Source organism: Serratia sp. X3 (assembly GCF_014982455.1).
Classification (GTDB): Bacteria; Pseudomonadota; Gammaproteobacteria; order Enterobacterales; family Enterobacteriaceae; genus Serratia; species Serratia ureilytica.
In genome coordinates, this window is sequence record NZ_JADCNB010000001.1 from 1,386,725 (window position 1) to 1,401,269 (window position 14,545).

The 14,545-nt window shown below is 60.6% G+C and carries 13 protein-coding genes and 1 pseudogene; 8 read left to right on the top strand and 6 right to left on the bottom strand.

The window, feature by feature from the left end:
* Window positions 1-14: 14 nt before the first annotated feature.
* A pseudogene (locus IMX17_RS25440) lies at window positions 15-344 on the bottom strand (cytochrome c); the annotation flags it as partial.
* Between the two features lie 168 nt (window positions 345-512).
* Between IMX17_RS25440 and IMX17_RS06420 the strand changes: the two are divergent.
* The gene (locus tag IMX17_RS06420; RefSeq protein ID WP_193549493.1) at window positions 513-935 is read left to right on the top strand and encodes a cupin domain-containing protein; all 423 of its coding nucleotides are present in this window, start codon (window positions 513-515) and stop codon (window positions 933-935) included.
* A gap of 43 nt (window positions 936-978) precedes the next feature.
* Here IMX17_RS06420 and dcp read toward each other — a convergent pair whose 3' ends face one another.
* From dcp to guaD, 3 genes are all read right to left on the bottom strand, one after another.
* Window positions 979-3,180: a peptidyl-dipeptidase Dcp gene (dcp, locus tag IMX17_RS06425; RefSeq protein ID WP_193549494.1), complete on the bottom strand. Its 2,202-nt coding sequence runs from the start codon at window positions 3,178-3,180 to the stop codon at window positions 979-981.
* 166 nt (window positions 3,181-3,346) lie between these two features.
* Window positions 3,347-4,075: a hypothetical protein gene (locus tag IMX17_RS06430; RefSeq protein ID WP_193549495.1), complete on the bottom strand. Its 729-nt coding sequence runs from the start codon at window positions 4,073-4,075 to the stop codon at window positions 3,347-3,349.
* A 186-nt stretch (window positions 4,076-4,261) separates the two neighbouring features.
* Window positions 4,262-5,578 (bottom strand): guanine deaminase, encoded by a 1,317-nt coding sequence (gene guaD / locus IMX17_RS06435; RefSeq protein WP_193549496.1) that lies wholly within the window; start codon window positions 5,576-5,578, stop codon window positions 4,262-4,264.
* A gap of 427 nt (window positions 5,579-6,005) precedes the next feature.
* Here guaD and fecI point away from each other — a divergent pair, with 427 nt between their 5' ends.
* From fecI to ydfG, 5 genes are all read left to right on the top strand, one after another.
* Window positions 6,006-6,530, top strand: coding sequence for a ferric citrate uptake sigma factor FecI (fecI, locus tag IMX17_RS06440; protein WP_046898432.1), 525 nt, complete (start codon window positions 6,006-6,008; stop codon window positions 6,528-6,530).
* On the top strand, window positions 6,527-7,483 hold the full coding sequence (gene fecR, locus IMX17_RS06445) for a ferric citrate uptake sigma factor regulator FecR (RefSeq protein ID WP_193549497.1): 957 nt from the start codon (window positions 6,527-6,529) through the stop codon (window positions 7,481-7,483). Before fecI ends, fecR begins: the two co-directional genes overlap by 4 nt.
* Before the next feature lie 114 nt (window positions 7,484-7,597).
* Entirely contained in the window at window positions 7,598-9,901 is a 2,304-nt protein-coding gene (gene fecA / locus IMX17_RS06450) for a TonB-dependent Fe(3+) dicitrate receptor FecA (RefSeq protein ID WP_193549498.1), read from the top strand.
* 199 nt (window positions 9,902-10,100) lie between these two features.
* Window positions 10,101-10,622 carry a GNAT family N-acetyltransferase gene (locus IMX17_RS06455; protein WP_182264532.1) on the top strand — a complete coding sequence of 174 codons (522 nt, stop codon included), beginning with the start codon at window positions 10,101-10,103 and terminating at the stop codon, window positions 10,620-10,622.
* 125 nt (window positions 10,623-10,747) lie between these two features.
* Entirely contained in the window at window positions 10,748-11,497 is a 750-nt protein-coding gene (gene ydfG / locus IMX17_RS06460) for a bifunctional NADP-dependent 3-hydroxy acid dehydrogenase/3-hydroxypropionate dehydrogenase YdfG (RefSeq protein WP_046898435.1), read from the top strand.
* A 36-nt stretch (window positions 11,498-11,533) separates the two neighbouring features.
* On the opposite strand, the gene IMX17_RS06465 is transcribed toward ydfG, so the two are convergent.
* Entirely contained in the window at window positions 11,534-11,860 is a 327-nt protein-coding gene (locus tag IMX17_RS06465; RefSeq protein WP_004938563.1) for a YnfA family protein, read from the bottom strand.
* Between the two features lie 148 nt (window positions 11,861-12,008).
* Between IMX17_RS06465 and IMX17_RS06470 the strand changes: the two genes are divergently transcribed.
* Together IMX17_RS06470 and IMX17_RS06475 are read left to right on the top strand one after the other, a co-directional pair.
* Window positions 12,009-12,377, top strand: a complete 369-nt coding sequence (locus IMX17_RS06470; protein WP_033633135.1) for a DUF1283 family protein — start codon at window positions 12,009-12,011, stop codon at window positions 12,375-12,377.
* 89 nt (window positions 12,378-12,466) lie between these two features.
* Window positions 12,467-12,766, top strand: coding sequence for a DUF1161 domain-containing protein (locus IMX17_RS06475; RefSeq protein ID WP_033642988.1), 300 nt, complete (start codon window positions 12,467-12,469; stop codon window positions 12,764-12,766).
* Window positions 12,767-12,816: 50 nt separating this feature from the next.
* On the opposite strand, the gene IMX17_RS06480 is transcribed toward IMX17_RS06475, so the two are convergent.
* On the bottom strand, window positions 12,817-14,304 hold the full coding sequence (locus tag IMX17_RS06480) for an MDR family MFS transporter (protein WP_193549499.1): 1,488 nt from the start codon (window positions 14,302-14,304) through the stop codon (window positions 12,817-12,819).
* Window positions 14,305-14,545 lie beyond the last annotated feature (241 nt).

The following is a 14,545-nucleotide window of genomic DNA, read 5'->3' on the forward strand; positions in this document are numbered from 1 at the left end:
AACAATTTACAATGTTAATGATTCCCCGGCTCCGCGCGCAACCGCGCCACCTGCGCCTCCACGTCGCGCCAGGCCGGTTTGTCGCCGGCATAGCGTTGGCGCAGATAATTCACCAGCGCCGTCACCTACCGATCGGAAAAGCTGTCCTTAAAGCCCGGCATAAAGCCCAATTCGGCGTCGGCCGGTTTGGTGATCCCTTGCAGGATCACCTTGATCAGGTTATCGGGGCGCTCGCTGAAGATATTGGTGTTATTGGCCAGATCCGGGCTGACGCCGAACAGCTGCGGCCCGCCGGCGGCGGCGCTGTGGCAGGCCTGGCAAGCGCCCTGAAACAACCGCTCGCCCGTCAAACCGACTGGTGAAAACCTTTTCAACGACTAGAATCAATAAGCACTGCTGCTTATTCGACAACGTCAATATCGCCAACGGATCCGTCTACAGCCAAGCACAGGATGTCACGCCAAGCAGCCACCCGATTTAATTTCATTCAAAATTATTATCATGGTGGAAATATGACATTCAATCAGCCAGGCAGCGCCGTTACCGCCTCTGCCTCTCCTGCACAGGAAAACTCAATCTCTGCTGAAGTTAAATCCGAAACATTGCTGGCGGCCAATGCCAGTTGGGATGGCGCCGCCTACCCCCATTACCCGGCAGGCGCGCCGATGATCAGCGTGTTGAAGATCAGCGTGCCGCCGCACACCGCGTTAGCCTGGCACCGCCACCCGATACCGGCGGTCGGCTATTTGCTTAGCGGCATACTGACGATCGAAAAAAGAGACGGCGGCGCGCGGGAAACGTTCAACCGCGGCGACGTGATCGCGGAAGTGGTGAATAGCGTGCATCGGGGCATTTCTGGCGCAGAGACGGTGGAGTTGCTGGTGTTCTACGCCGGCGGCGTCGATATCCCGCTCAGCATTGTCAGCGAGGCGTAAAAAAACCGGAGCATTGGTCGCTCCGGTTTCATTGTGGCGTCGATTACTCGTCCTTCAGCCCGCGGTTGATCAGCATCGGCTCGATGCTCGGCTCTTTGCCGCGCCAATCGATGTACAGCTTCTCCAGATCCTGGCTGTTGCCGCGCGACAGGATCATGTCGCGGAAGCGCTGGCCGTTTTCGGCGGTCAGGCCACCGTGTTCGGTGAACCACTGGAAGGCGTCGTCCGCCAGCATTTCCGTCCACAGATAGGCATAGTAGCCCGCGGCGTAGCCGTTACCCCAGATATGCTGGAAGTAGCTGGAACGGTAGCGCGGCGGCACGTAGCTGAGATCCACCTTGTCTTTTTGCAGCGACTCGGTCTCGAACTTGTCCACATCCTGCTGCGGCTGATCGGCGGTCAGCATGTGCCAGTGCATATCCAGCAGCGCGGCGGACAGCAGCTCGGTCATGCTGTAGCCCTTGTTGAACTTGTCGGCCTTCTTGATCTTGTCGACCAGTTCCTGCGGCATCGCCTCGCCGGTCTGGTAGTGCTTGGCGAAGTGGCTGAACACTTTCGGATCGCTGACCCAGTGCTCGTTGAACTGCGACGGGAACTCGACGAAGTCGCGCGCGGTGTTGGTGCCCGACAGGCTCGGGTATTCCTGATCGGCGAACATGCCGTGCAGCGCGTGGCCGAACTCGTGGAACATCGTGATCACGTCGTCATACGACAGCAGCGCCGGCTGCCCCGGCGCCGGTTTGGTGAAGTTGGCGACGTTGTAGATCACCGGCTTGGTGCCATTGAGCTTCGACTGATCGACGAAGTTGCTCATCCAGGCGCCGCCGCCCTTGTTGTCGCGTTTGAAGTAGTCGGTGTAGAACAGCGCCAGCGATTTGCCGTCCTTGTCGAACACTTCATACACCTTAACGTCCGGCTGGTAGACCGGAATGTCCTTGCGCTCTTTGAAGCTGATGCCGTACAGCAGGTTGGCGGCGTAGAACACGCCGTTGTTCAGCACGTTGTTCAGCTCGAAGTAAGGTTTGATCTGCGACTCGTCCAGATCGTACTTGGCCTTGCGCACCTGTTCGGCGTAGAACTGCCAGTCCCAGGCCTGCACCTTGAAGTCGCCTTTCTGCTGGTCGATCACCGCCTGAATGTCTTTGGCTTCACGCTCAGCGCGCGCGGTGGCTGCCGGCACGATGTTGCGCATAAAGCTCAGCGCGGCATCCGGCGTCTTGGCCATCTGGTTTTGCAGCTTCCAGGCGGCGTAGTTCGGGTAGCCCAGCAGCTTGGCCTGCTCGGCGCGCACCTTGGCCAGACGGGAAATGGTCTGGCGGGTATCGTTGCCGTCGCCCTTTTCCGCCCGCGTCCAGGAGGCGTCGAACAGCGCTTTGCGGGTGTCGCGATCTTTCAGGCTCTGCAGCAGCGGCTGCTGGGTGGTGTTCTGCAGCACCAACAACCACTGTTTCTCCAGCTTGCGCTCGGCGGCCGCCTGCGCTGCCGCGGCCAGCTCACCTTCGGACAGACCGTCCAGCTTCGCCTGGTCGGTTATCGCCAGCGCGCCGTTTTTGCTCGCCGCCAGCAGTTTGTTGGTGAACTGGGTGCTCAGCGTCGCCGCTTCCTGGTTCAGCGCTTTCAGCTTGGCCTTGTCGGCGTCCGACAGGTTGGCGCCCGCCAGTTCGAAGTTCTTATAGGTGACTTCCACCAGCCGACGCGACTCCGGATCCAGCTTCAGCGCATCGCGATCTTGATAGATGGCCTTGATGCGCGCGAACAGCTTGCCGTTGAGCATGATGTCGTCGTTCAGCGCCGCCAGCTTCGGCGAGGTTTCTTCATCCAGCTTCTGCAGCGCATCGCTGGTATTGGCCGAGGTCATGGCGCCGAACACGTTCATCACCCGCGTCAGCAGCGAACCGGCCTGCTCCAGCGCCACGAAGGTATTTTTAAAGTTGGGCTTGGCCGGGTTGTTGGCGATCTTCTCCACCTCTTCCCGCTTTTGCTTGATGCCCGCTTCGATCGCCGGCGCGTAGTCGCTTTCCTTGATCAGGTTGAACGGAGGCGCCTGGAACGGCAGACGGCTTTGATAGAAGAACGGGTTTTGGGTCTTTTGCTTATCGTGCTGATTGGCTTCACCGGTCACGGTAGCCTCCTTCGCCTGGCCGCTGGGCAGCGCGCTATGGTCGGCGTGAGGTTGGGTTTCTGCTGCCTGTGCCTGCGAGCCCAGCGCCATGCCGATCGCCAGCACCAATGTGGATAAACGCATCAAATCGAAACTCCTCCATGTTCACGGAATAAGGTCTCGGGGAATGGCTCCCTCTGAATCACCTCCTAGCTTAGGCGCAGTTGGCAGTTTGAGCAAAAACAAGTGATTAGAATATTCATCCCACGATGATTCGCTCCCTGTGGCGTATAGCGGTGCGTTAACTCGATTAGATATAACCTATAAACGCTTGAATGCGCCGACCGGGCACCGGACGATCGTATGACCTGATTCTTTTCCCCACTGCAGCCTCGAAGGTTGCCGAAGTATATAATCCGCTATGGGTTTCAAGCGAAATCTGCCACAGAAACAACTCCCTCATATTACTGATACGTGTCACATCAAGCCGTGCTAAAACAAAGGGGTCTTTTGAGCTATGTTGATATTTTTCCATCCAAGCCGTGAGCCTTGAGTTACTCGGTGAATGCGTAAGCAAATCATGCCGGTGAGAGATATTATTCTCCTTTGGATAGTCCTCAGATACGCTGGTATGTATAAGAATCTGTACGATATTGTACGCATAACCATTGAGCCTGTTGCTGGGGTGCTTGCGCCAAACAGAAGGTTGCTCTTCAACTTTCCACTCCTTCTCGATCACGCGAGCAAGATAAATCAGCTTGTCGGCAGCTTGCAGATCCAACTTACGTCCGCCAGAGATGAGCCAAGACCTTAGCTCATAAGTGGCGCGAGGATAAACATGCCCCACCGATTGCAGAAACTCACTTGACGACTCTGGCGATATGGTTGGCAGTGGTGATGTCCAACAACTCCGCCAAAGAACAGCATCAAATGCTAGCGGTTCTAGTTTATCGCGAGCACAGATCCTTTCAGCTACAGCGCGCAGATGCTGAGCGCTGCAGACGGCTAACAAGTGATAACGGGGGTCAGATACGAGCATGAGCAATAAATCCTTTATATAGTGTTTAATTAAAAATACGCGCAGTGTCCTTCCTGATAATAGTATCCGCTCAACAGTGTTAACCCTGTGCCAATGGCTTCGCGTCTCTCCCGCCTTTTCCCGCACAATAACCAGATAAAGACAGCGACGTTGGACGCTTCGATACCAGGAATGAATGCGGCTGCGTCAGCGCGACGCCTCATAAACCACCTTACCGTCCACATAGGTGCGATAAATGTTGCGATCGTCCCCCAGGGTCATCAGCACAAACCCTTGCTCCATCAGCGTGGCGCTATTGGCGTGACGCAGCTGCTGCAGCGGCGTCACCGCCGGATCGAGCACCACGAAATCCGCCTCTTTGCCGACGTTGAAGTTGCCGATTTTGTCGTCCAGCGCCAGCGCGCGGGCGCCGCCCAGGGTGGCATGATAGAACGCCTCTACGGCGGAGAGCCGGTAATGCTGCAGCTGGCCGACCTTGTACGCCTCGCCTAACGTGCGCAGCATATTGAAGGTGGTGCCGGCCCCCACGTCGGTGCCGATGCCGAGCTTCACCCGCTTGCGCCAGGCCTGCTGCAGGTTAAACAGCCCGCTGCCGAGAAACAGGTTGGAGGTGGGACAAAAGGCGATCGCCGAGCGGGTATCGCACAGGCAGTCCCACTCCTGCTCCTCCAGATGCAGGCAATGGGCGAATACGCTTTTATCGCCGGTCATGCCGTAGCGGTGGTAAACATCCAGATAGCTGCGGTATTGCGGGAACAACGCTTTTACCCAGGCCACTTCCTGCGGGTTCTCGCTCAGGTGCGTCTGCAGCCAAACGTCGGGATATTCTTCGCGCAGCCGCTGCACCTGCGCCAGCAGCGCCGGCGTACTGGTAGGCGCAAAGCGCGGGGTAATAGCGTAACCGAGGCGGCCTTTGCCGTGCCAGCGTTCGATCAGTTCGCGCGTCTGGCGATAACTCTGCTCCGGCGTTTCCAGCAGCGCCTCCGGCGCATGGCGATCCATCATGACCTTGCCGGCGATCAGGCGCATGTTCAGCGCTGCCGCCTGGCTGAACAGCGCATCGACCGACTGTGGATGCACGGTGCCAAACACCAGCGCGGTGGTGGTGCCGTTACTCAGCAACTGCTGCAGAAAGAAAGCCGACATCGCGTCGGTGTGCTGCTCACAGTCGTAACGGCTTTCGGTCGGGAAAGTGTAATTGTTTAACCAGTCCAGCAGTTGATCGCCATAGGCGCCAATCATTTCGGTTTGCGGATAGTGGATATGGGTATCGATAAAACCCGGCACGATCAGCTTGTCGTGATACTCCGTGACCGCGAAGCCCGGCGGCAGCAGCGCCTCGCCCTGCCGCCAGCTGCCGAACCAGACGATGACGCCGTCGTTCAGCAGCAGCAAACCGTCGGGAATATGCCGCAGGCGTTCCTCAAGCTGTTGCGGCGCATCCACACAGGCTGCGATATCAAAAAAATTGCCACGAATAGCCGTGGTGAATTGCAGTGCCATTATTTTCTTCCTTGTGACGACCGGCCAAGCTCACCCGCGAAATAACCTGCGCCGATGAAACAAGGCTTTTTTGCCCAAACGCAAAGACCGGCTTAAGCATAGCAAGCCGCATGCCAACAGGCGGCGATAAAATACATTTTTAAATAAAAACAATTGATTGGTAATTAACCTAAAAGCATAAGCCGGCGAAAGAGAATAAGACCCACGCTCAGTCTTCGACGGCGGATAAATAGCAACCGTTTGCTTGCCGAAATAACACCGCGCCGCTGCACCTTTAATGGGCAAACGACGCTCTTTACGACCGTCCGCTTTATTTCAACGCCGCGTCCGGGGGCGGAATCCCAGCCTGGAGGCAACGGTCAAACTTGAAACGATAACCATTCTCAATTATCATCCGCGCATCTTTTTGACCAGCAATGCGAAAACCATGTCCGCCACCGCCTCTGCCCCGCACGCCGCGCTGTCGCGCCTTTACGCTACCCACCACGCCTGGTTGCAGGGATGGTTGCGTCGGCGGCTGGGCTGCGCTTTCGACGCGGACGATGTGGCGCAGGACACCTTTATGCGCCTGCTGAAGGGCGACGCCGCGGCGACCCTGCGCGAGCCGAAAGATTTTCTGGTCACCGTCGCCAAGCGGGTGATGGTCGATCTGTTCCGCCGCAGAACGCTGGAGCGCGCCTATCTTGAGATGCTGGCGCTGATCCCGGAAGGCTACGCCCCGTCGCCGGAGCAGCGCCAGAGCCTGCTGGAAAGCCTGCAGCAGATCGACGCCATGCTCGACGGCCTGGGGCCGAAGATAAAACAGGCCTTTCTGTTGTCGCAGCTCGAAGGTCTGGGCTATGCGGACATCGCCGCGCGCCTCGGCGTTTCGGTCAGTTCGGTTAAAAAATACATGGCCAAAGCCACCGAGCATTGCCTGCTGTTCAGCCTCGAAAACGACGTTTATTCATGAGCAACGCCATCACCCCCGAGCAGCGCCAGGCGCTGAAAATGGCCGCACACTGGTATGCCCTGCTGTGCGACGAGCACGTCACCGAACGCCAGCGCCAACAGTGGCAAGCCTGGCACCAGCAGCATGACGATCACCGTTGGGCCTGGCAGCGCGTCGAAGCGTTGCAGAGCCAGCTGCAGGGCGTGCCGGGCAAATTCAGCTATCGCGCGCTCGATCGCGCCGGCCGTCAATCGGCGATCGATCGCCGCACCCTGCTGAAAAGCCTGCTGCTGTTGCTCGGCGTGGGCGGCGGCGGCTTCTTCTACCGGTCGCCGCTCGGCCGGGAGCTGCGCGCCGACTACCGCACCGCCACCGGCGAAATCAAACCCATTGTGTTAAGCGACGGCACCCAGCTGGTGCTGAACACCGCCAGCGCGGTGGATGTGCATTACGACGATCGCCAACGGCTGATCCGCTTGCACGCCGGAGAAATCAGCCTGGTGACCGGACGCGATGCCCGGCCGCTGTGGGTGCAGAGCCCGCAAGGGGCAATGCGCGCGCTCGGCACCCGTTTTTTGGTGCGCGAGAGCGACGGCGAAACGCGCCTGACGGTGCTGGAGCACGCGGTCGAGGCGCAGCTGGCGCAAGACGCGCAACAAAAACGCCGGGTGAACGCCGGCGAACAGATAAGCTTCAGCGCGGCGGCCTTCAGCGACAAGCAACCGGCTACGGCGGAAGACGGCTGGCTGCACGGCGTGCTGAGCGTCAGCCAGTGGCGGCTGGATCGGGTGATCGCCGAACTGGCGCGCTATCGGCGCGGCCACCTGAGCTGCGATCCTGCCGTTGCCGGCCTGCGCGTCAGCGGCAGTTTCCCGCTCAACGATACCGATCGCGCCCTCGCCCTGCTCAGCCAGACGCTGCCGGTACGCCTGCAAAGCTTTACCCGCTATTGGTTGCAAATCGTCCCCGCCTGAATTTTTTAAATGAAAATGATAAAAAATCGCATTCTTGATTGTCCCTTTTGCTTTGCTCATCCGACTCCCAGGAAAACACTGCAGCAATAAATAAAAAATGATTCAGGAGAAGGTATGAACAACGCTTGGGGAAAGGTCGCTCCGGCTTCGCTTTGGGGAAAACGGGCCACGCCGCTGGCCGTGGCCATTGGCCTGGTCTTCGCTGCACCGCAGATGGCGAGCGCCGCCAGCGCCGCTGCCGCTTATCACATTCCGGCCGGTGAGCTGGACGGCGCGCTGACCGCCGGTAAACGTTCGCCGGGCCTGAGCGGCAGCTACGGCGTCGATGACGGCCTGAACGCCCTGCTGGCGGGCAGCGGCCTGCAGGCTAAAGCGCTCGGCAACAACGGCTACACGCTGGCCAAACTAGCGCAGCCGCAGAAAAAAGAAGAGGACATCACCGTGGTCGGCGACTGGCTGGCGGAAGGCCGTCAGGCAGACGTGTTCGAACACCCCGGCGCGCGCGACGTAGTGCGCCGCGAAGACTTCGTCAAAACCGGCACCACCACCGTGCGTGAAGCATTGAACCGCGTGCCGGGCGTGGTGGCCCCGGAAAACAACGGCACCGGCAGCCACGATATGGCGCTGAACTTCGGCATACGCGGCCTCAACCCGCGCCTCGCCAGCCGCTCCACCGTGCTGATGGACGGCATTCCGGTGCCCTTCGCCCCTTACGGCCAGCCGCAGCTATCGCTGGCGCCAGTCTCGCTCGGCAATATGGATGCGATTGACGTGGTACGCGGCGGCGGCGCGGTGCGCTATGGGCCGCAGAGCGTCGGCGGCGTCGTCAACTTCGTTACCCGCGCCATCCCGAAAACCTTCGGCCTGGAGGCCGGCATGCAGGGGCAGCTCAGCCCGACCTCGCGCCAGGATCACCCGAAAGGCACCGGCAACCTGATGATCGGCGGCACCGCCGACAACGGCTTCGGCGCGGCGCTGCTTTACTCCGGCACCCGCGGCAGCGACTGGCGCGAGCACAGCGCAACCAAGATAGACGACGTGATGCTGAAAAGCCGCTACGCCCCGAACGAGGTGCACACCTTCAACAGCCTGCTGCAATACTACGAAGGCGAAGCGAACATGCCGGGCGGCCTGAGCCGGGCGGACTACAACGCCAACCCGTTCCAGTCTACGCGCCCGTACGACAAGTTCTGGGGCCGCCGCCAGTTGGCGAACTTCGGCTACCAATATCAGCCTGATCAGCAGCATAAGTTCGACGTGCAGAGCTTCTACACCTACACCCTGCGCAGCGGCTATCTGGATCAGGGCAAGAACCTGACCCTGTCGCCGCGCGAATACTGGGTGCGCGGCGTAGAACCGCGCTACAGCCAAAGTTTCCGCTGGGGAGATTCCGCCCATGAGGTCGGCGTCGGCTACCGTTACGTCAGTGAATCCACCCATGAGCTGCGCTACACCAGCAAGGCCAGCACCGGCAGGCTGCCGTCCACCGCCAGCCCGGACGATCGCGACACCCAGTCCGGCACCGAGGCGCACGCCTTCTATCTCGACGATCGCATCGACATCGGCGACTGGACCATCACGCCGGGCATGCGCTACGAGTACATCAAGTCGTATCAGAACAACTACATCAAGAACAACCGCCTCGACGTCAGCTATAACGCGCCGCTGCCGGCGTTGAACGTGATGTATCACCTGAACGAATACTGGAACCTGTACGCCAACACCGAAGGCTCCTTCGGCACCGTGCAATACAGCCAGATGGGCAAAGCGGTCGACAGCGGCAAGATTGAACCGGAGAAGGCGCGCACCTGGGAACTGGGCACCCGCTACGCCGGCGACGCGCTGACCGGCGAGATCGGGCTGTTCCTGATCAACTTCAACAACCAGTACGATTCCAACCAGGTGACCGACAGCGTGACCGCGCGCGGCAAAACCCGCCACGCCGGGCTGGAAGGCAGCCTGCGTTACGATCTTTCGCAGCTGACGCCGAAACTGGACGACCTGACCGCCTACGCCAGCTACGCCTACGTCAACGCCACCATCCGCGAAGACGGCGGCTATAAGGGCAACCAGGTGCCGTTCTCGCCGAAGCATAAAGGCACCCTGGGGCTGGACTACACGCCAGGCAACTGGGCGTTTAACCTTAACGGCGAGTTCCAATCCAGCCAGTTCGCCGACAACGCCAACACCGTGGCGGAAAGCGCCGACGGCAGCACCGGCCGCATTCCCGGCTACATGCTGTGGGGCGTGCGCGCCGCCTATGATTTCGGCCCGGAAATGGCCGGCCTGAATCTGGGCGTCGGCGTGAAAAACCTGTTCAACCACGAGTATTTCACCCGCGCCTATGACGACAACAACAAAGGTCTGTATATCGGCCAGCCACGCACGATCTATCTGCAAGGTTCGGTGAAGTTCTGATCCGCAGCGGCGGGCGCGGTTAACCGTGTCCGCCGCCTTTCCCGTCAACGTGACAGCGTCACATAAAACCGTTCCTCCGCGTCGCCGCAGCGGCGAAAAATAAGTCGCTTCTGACGCCAATACGCGTAATATCGACGATCCGCCCCGATTTATGTGCGCGGATTTTTTGCCGTTATGGCCTGAAAAGCGAGGAAATAAAATGAATCACAATGACCTTTCTCAGTGCCGCGTTGACACCGACCGTTTGTTGATTGCCCCCTTTACCGCAGCAGACGCCGACGATGTTTACCAGGCGATCACCCCCACGCTGACGCGCTTTATGACCTTTGAGCCGGAAGCGTCGCCGGAAGATTTCGCCAACGTCTGGCAAGGCTGGCTGCCGCTGATGCGCGAAGGCGAAGAAGTGATCTTTGTCGCCCGCCGGCGCGAAGACCGGCAGTTCGTCGGCGTCGGCGGCGCGCACAACCTGCGCAGCCCCACCCCGGAGCTGGGCATCTGGGTGAAAGAGAGCCTGCATGGCCAGGGCTACGGCCGTGAAATCGTGCAGGGCATCGCGCGCTGGGCCAGCGAGCGCTTTCAGCCGCCGCATTTTCTCTACCCGGTGGCTGAGCAGAATACCGCCAGCCGCCGCCTCGTCGAGTCGCTGGGCGGCGTGCTGGCCGGCCGTTGCGAGCGTATCAAGTATGACGCCGTGGTCTACCACCTGCCGCGTCAGCGCTAATCAGCATCGGGCCGCTGGCCCGGTGTGACCTTTTTTCCTTTCCGCCGTGATAACCGCTGCCACTGCCTGCGGGTTTGTGCTAATGATAGAAGCATGTAGGGTAAAAACAGTTGAGGAACAGCAACATGATTATATTTGTTACCGGCGCCACCTCCGGTTTCGGCGAGGCCATTGCGCGCCGTTTTATCCGTGAAGGCCACCAGGTGATCGCCGCCGGGCGCCGCCTTGAGCGTCTCGACGCGCTGCAGGAAGAATTGGGGGAAGCGCTGCACATCGTGCGGCTCGACGTGCGCAACCGCGCCGCCATTCAGCAGGTGATAGAAGCGCTGCCGGCCGAGCTGCGCCAGATCGACGTGCTGGTGAACAACGCCGGGCTGGCGCTGGGGCTGGAGCCGGCGCACAAGGCCAACGCCGATGACTGGGAAACCATGATCGACACCAACGCCAAAGGGCTGGTGAACATGACCCGCGCACTGCTGCCCGCCATGGTCGAGCGCAACGTCGGCCACGTGATCAACATCGGTTCCACCGCCGCCAACTGGCCTTACGCCGGCGGCAACGTGTACGGCGCCACCAAGGCGTTCGTCAAGCAGTTCAGCCTGGGCCTGCGCGCCGATCTGCACGGCACGCGCATCCGCGTGACCGATATCGAGCCGGGCCTGGTGGGCGGCACCGAATTCTCCAACGTGCGCTTCAAGGGCGATGACGGCAAGGTCAATAAAACCTACGAAGGCGCCGATGCGCTGACGCCGGAAGACATCGCCGAGTCGGTATTCTGGGTCGCCACATTGCCGGCGCGCGTCAACATCAACACGCTGGAAATGATGCCGGTCAGCCAGTCCTTCGCCGGGCTGAACATCCACCGCGGCGCCTGAGCCCTGTCGGCGGGAGGCAACTCCCGCCGTGTTTCCTCAGGCCGCGCGCCAGCCGGAAACGATAATCAGCATGCCCGCCAGCGCCACCCCGGCGCCGACCCAATCCAGCGCAGACAGCTTCACGCCGTCCACCACTCGCAGCCACAGCAGCGCCGTCGCCACATACACGCCGCCATAGGCCGCGTAGACCCGCCCGCTGGCCGCAGGATGCAGCGTCAACAGCCAGACGAACAGCATCAGGCTCAAGGCCGCCGGCAGCAGCAGCCAGGCGCTGCCCTGCTTCTTGAGCCACAGGTAAGGCAGGAAACAGCCGATAATTTCAGCGAGGGCGGTGGCGAAAAACAACAGCGTAGTTTTTAACATCGGTCGCAGTTTTCTCTCGATAAAGTAAACGAATCGGCGCTTGGCTGGTGAATTCCAGGAGCGCGGTGGTATATTTGTCACCACGCCTGCGGGCGAGGTAACGCCAGTGCCGCCTTCATCAGGCGCACTCACTCATAAGGATGAAACGATGAAAACATTTTCGACCCAACGACTGCTGCGCGGGATGCTGCCGGTCGCCATGCTGGCCGTAATGGGCGCCTGGCAGGCGCCGGCGCTGGCCGCCACCTGCACTCAGGGCAGCACCTGCGTCACCGTCGATGGCAAAGGCAGCGGCGCGATGAGCACCGAAGAAGCGCGCCAGAGCAAAGAGCAGTGGAATGATACCAAATCCCTGCGCCACAAGGTTAACACCCGCGTCGAGAAAGAATTCGACAAGATCGATCGCGCGGCGGATGACGAAGATCGCTGCAACGACAGCAACAACGTCAACGCCTACTGGGAGCCGGACACCCGTAAATGTCTGGATCGCCAGACCGGGCGTCGGATTAATCCTTAATCCGCCTGCGGCGGGCGGGCAAGCGTGAAACCCGGCCGCCGTTGCTGCTATCCTGTTACAGGAAGTCCATTGTCTAAAAGGATGACGTGATGAAAAAAACGCTGATATTAACCGCTGTGTTGCTGGCCGGCGCGCCGATAGCGGCCCTGGCCTCCTGCGAAAGCGTGAAAGCGGACATTTCGCAAAAAATCGTCAATAACGGCGTACCGGAGTCCGGCTTCAAACTGGAGATCGTGCCAAACGATCAGGCCGATCAAGCGGGCGGCCAGGTGGTCGGCCACTGCGAAAACGACACCCAGAAGATCGTCTACACCCGCCTGAACAACGGCGACGATCGCGGTGATGCGGCGCAGACCGGCACCAGCCAGGATACCTCCAACACGCAGTAAGCCGCCCCGGCTACCAGGGCGCTCTGCAGCAGCGCCCGCTCCTTCTTTCCTTACGCCTGTTCCGCCTCTTCCTCTTCGCCCTGCGGCCGACAACGCGCCGGGATCAGCATCGCCGCCGCCAGCGCCAGCAACGACACCAGCGCCGAAACCAGAAACACCCAATGCAGCGAAGCCGCCACTTGCTGGGTCAGCTGCGCCAACGCCTCGCTCCCCATGCTCTGGCGCACCGCCGGTTCCATCAGCCGCTGCACCGGATCGTCAATCTGCGGCAAACGCCACTGCAGGTTGAGATTCAGCGTCGCGCCCAAAATCGCGGTGCCGATGGCCGAGCCCACCATGCGGGTAAACACCGTACAGGCGGTGGCGATGCCGCGAATGCTGTAATGGGCCGCGTTCTGCACCGAAACCAGAAACGTGGTATTGCACAGCCCCATGCCGGCGCCGACCATAAACGCCGCCACCCGGCCCCACAGCAAGCCGCCCTCCGGCTGCAGCAGCAGCAAGATCAGGCCGCCCGCCACCAACAACAGCGCGCCCAGCAGCGCCGTGGCGCGGTACGAGGTCATCAGCATCAAGCGGCCGCTCAGCGTGCTGGCCAGCGGCCACCCGATCGACATCAGGGCCAGCGTGGTGCCCGCCTCCAGCGGCGAGCCCCCCATCACGCCCTGAATGAAGGTCGGCAGAAAGGCGCTGATGCCCATCATCGCCGCGCCGATCACCAGCCCGCCGATGTTGCCGGCGACGATCACCCGGCTTTGCCACAGCGCCAGCGGGAACAGCGGTTCGACCGCGCGCCGCTCCTGGCGGACAAGCAGCGCCAGCGACGCCGCCGCCAGCGCAAGCAACGGCGCCACCCACCATCCCAGGCTTTCCATCTGCAACAGCGCCAATAGCAGCGCCGACACGAACAGCGTCAACCAGGCGGTGCCCGCCAGATCCAGCGCGTGCTGGCGCAATGGCTGATGCGCCGGCAGATAGCGCCAGAGGAAAAACATCGCCAACAGGCCGATCGGCAGGTTGACCCAGAACACTAACGCCCACGGCAAATGCTGCACGATAAACGCCCCCAACAGCGGGCCGATGATCGCCGATACGCCCCACACGCTCGACAGGTATCCCATCACCTTCGGCCGTTCGGTGGCGCTGTAAATATCGCCGATGATGGTGGAGGCGATCGGCATGATGGCGCCGGCGCCCAGCCCCTGCAGCAGACGAAAGCCGATCAGCCAATACATGTCGGGAGCGAAACCGCACAGTACCGATCCCAACAGGAACAGCGTGGCGCCGAAGAAGAACACCCGCTTGCGGCCGTAGAGATCCGCCAGCCGCCCGTAGATGGGAATGGTGATCGCCTGCGACAGCAAATAGACCGCGAACACCCAGCCCAGCAGCGAGAAACCGCCAAGATCGCCGATGATGGTCGGCATGGCGGTGGCGACGATGGTGGCTTCGATCGCCGACATGAACATCGCCAGCATGCAGGCGATCAGAATCAGCGGGCGGTGAGCGATGGGGGCGGGTGAAACGTTATTTGTCATGGCGTTATGCAGGTTTCCTGGCGTTTTTGTTTTCCCTGAGTATATCAGCAAGCGCCTGCACCGAGTCTATCCGCCCTCACATCCCGTCTTCGCCGACGGCGGATCGCACCATTTGGACTTGTTGTTACGGCGTAACGTTATGCGACGGATTTTTTTCACTTTCCCCCCATCCCAGCGCTGACGCGGGTTGAGGCGCCGATCGGCACAAACTCAATCACCTGATTTTGTTCATAAAACTTGG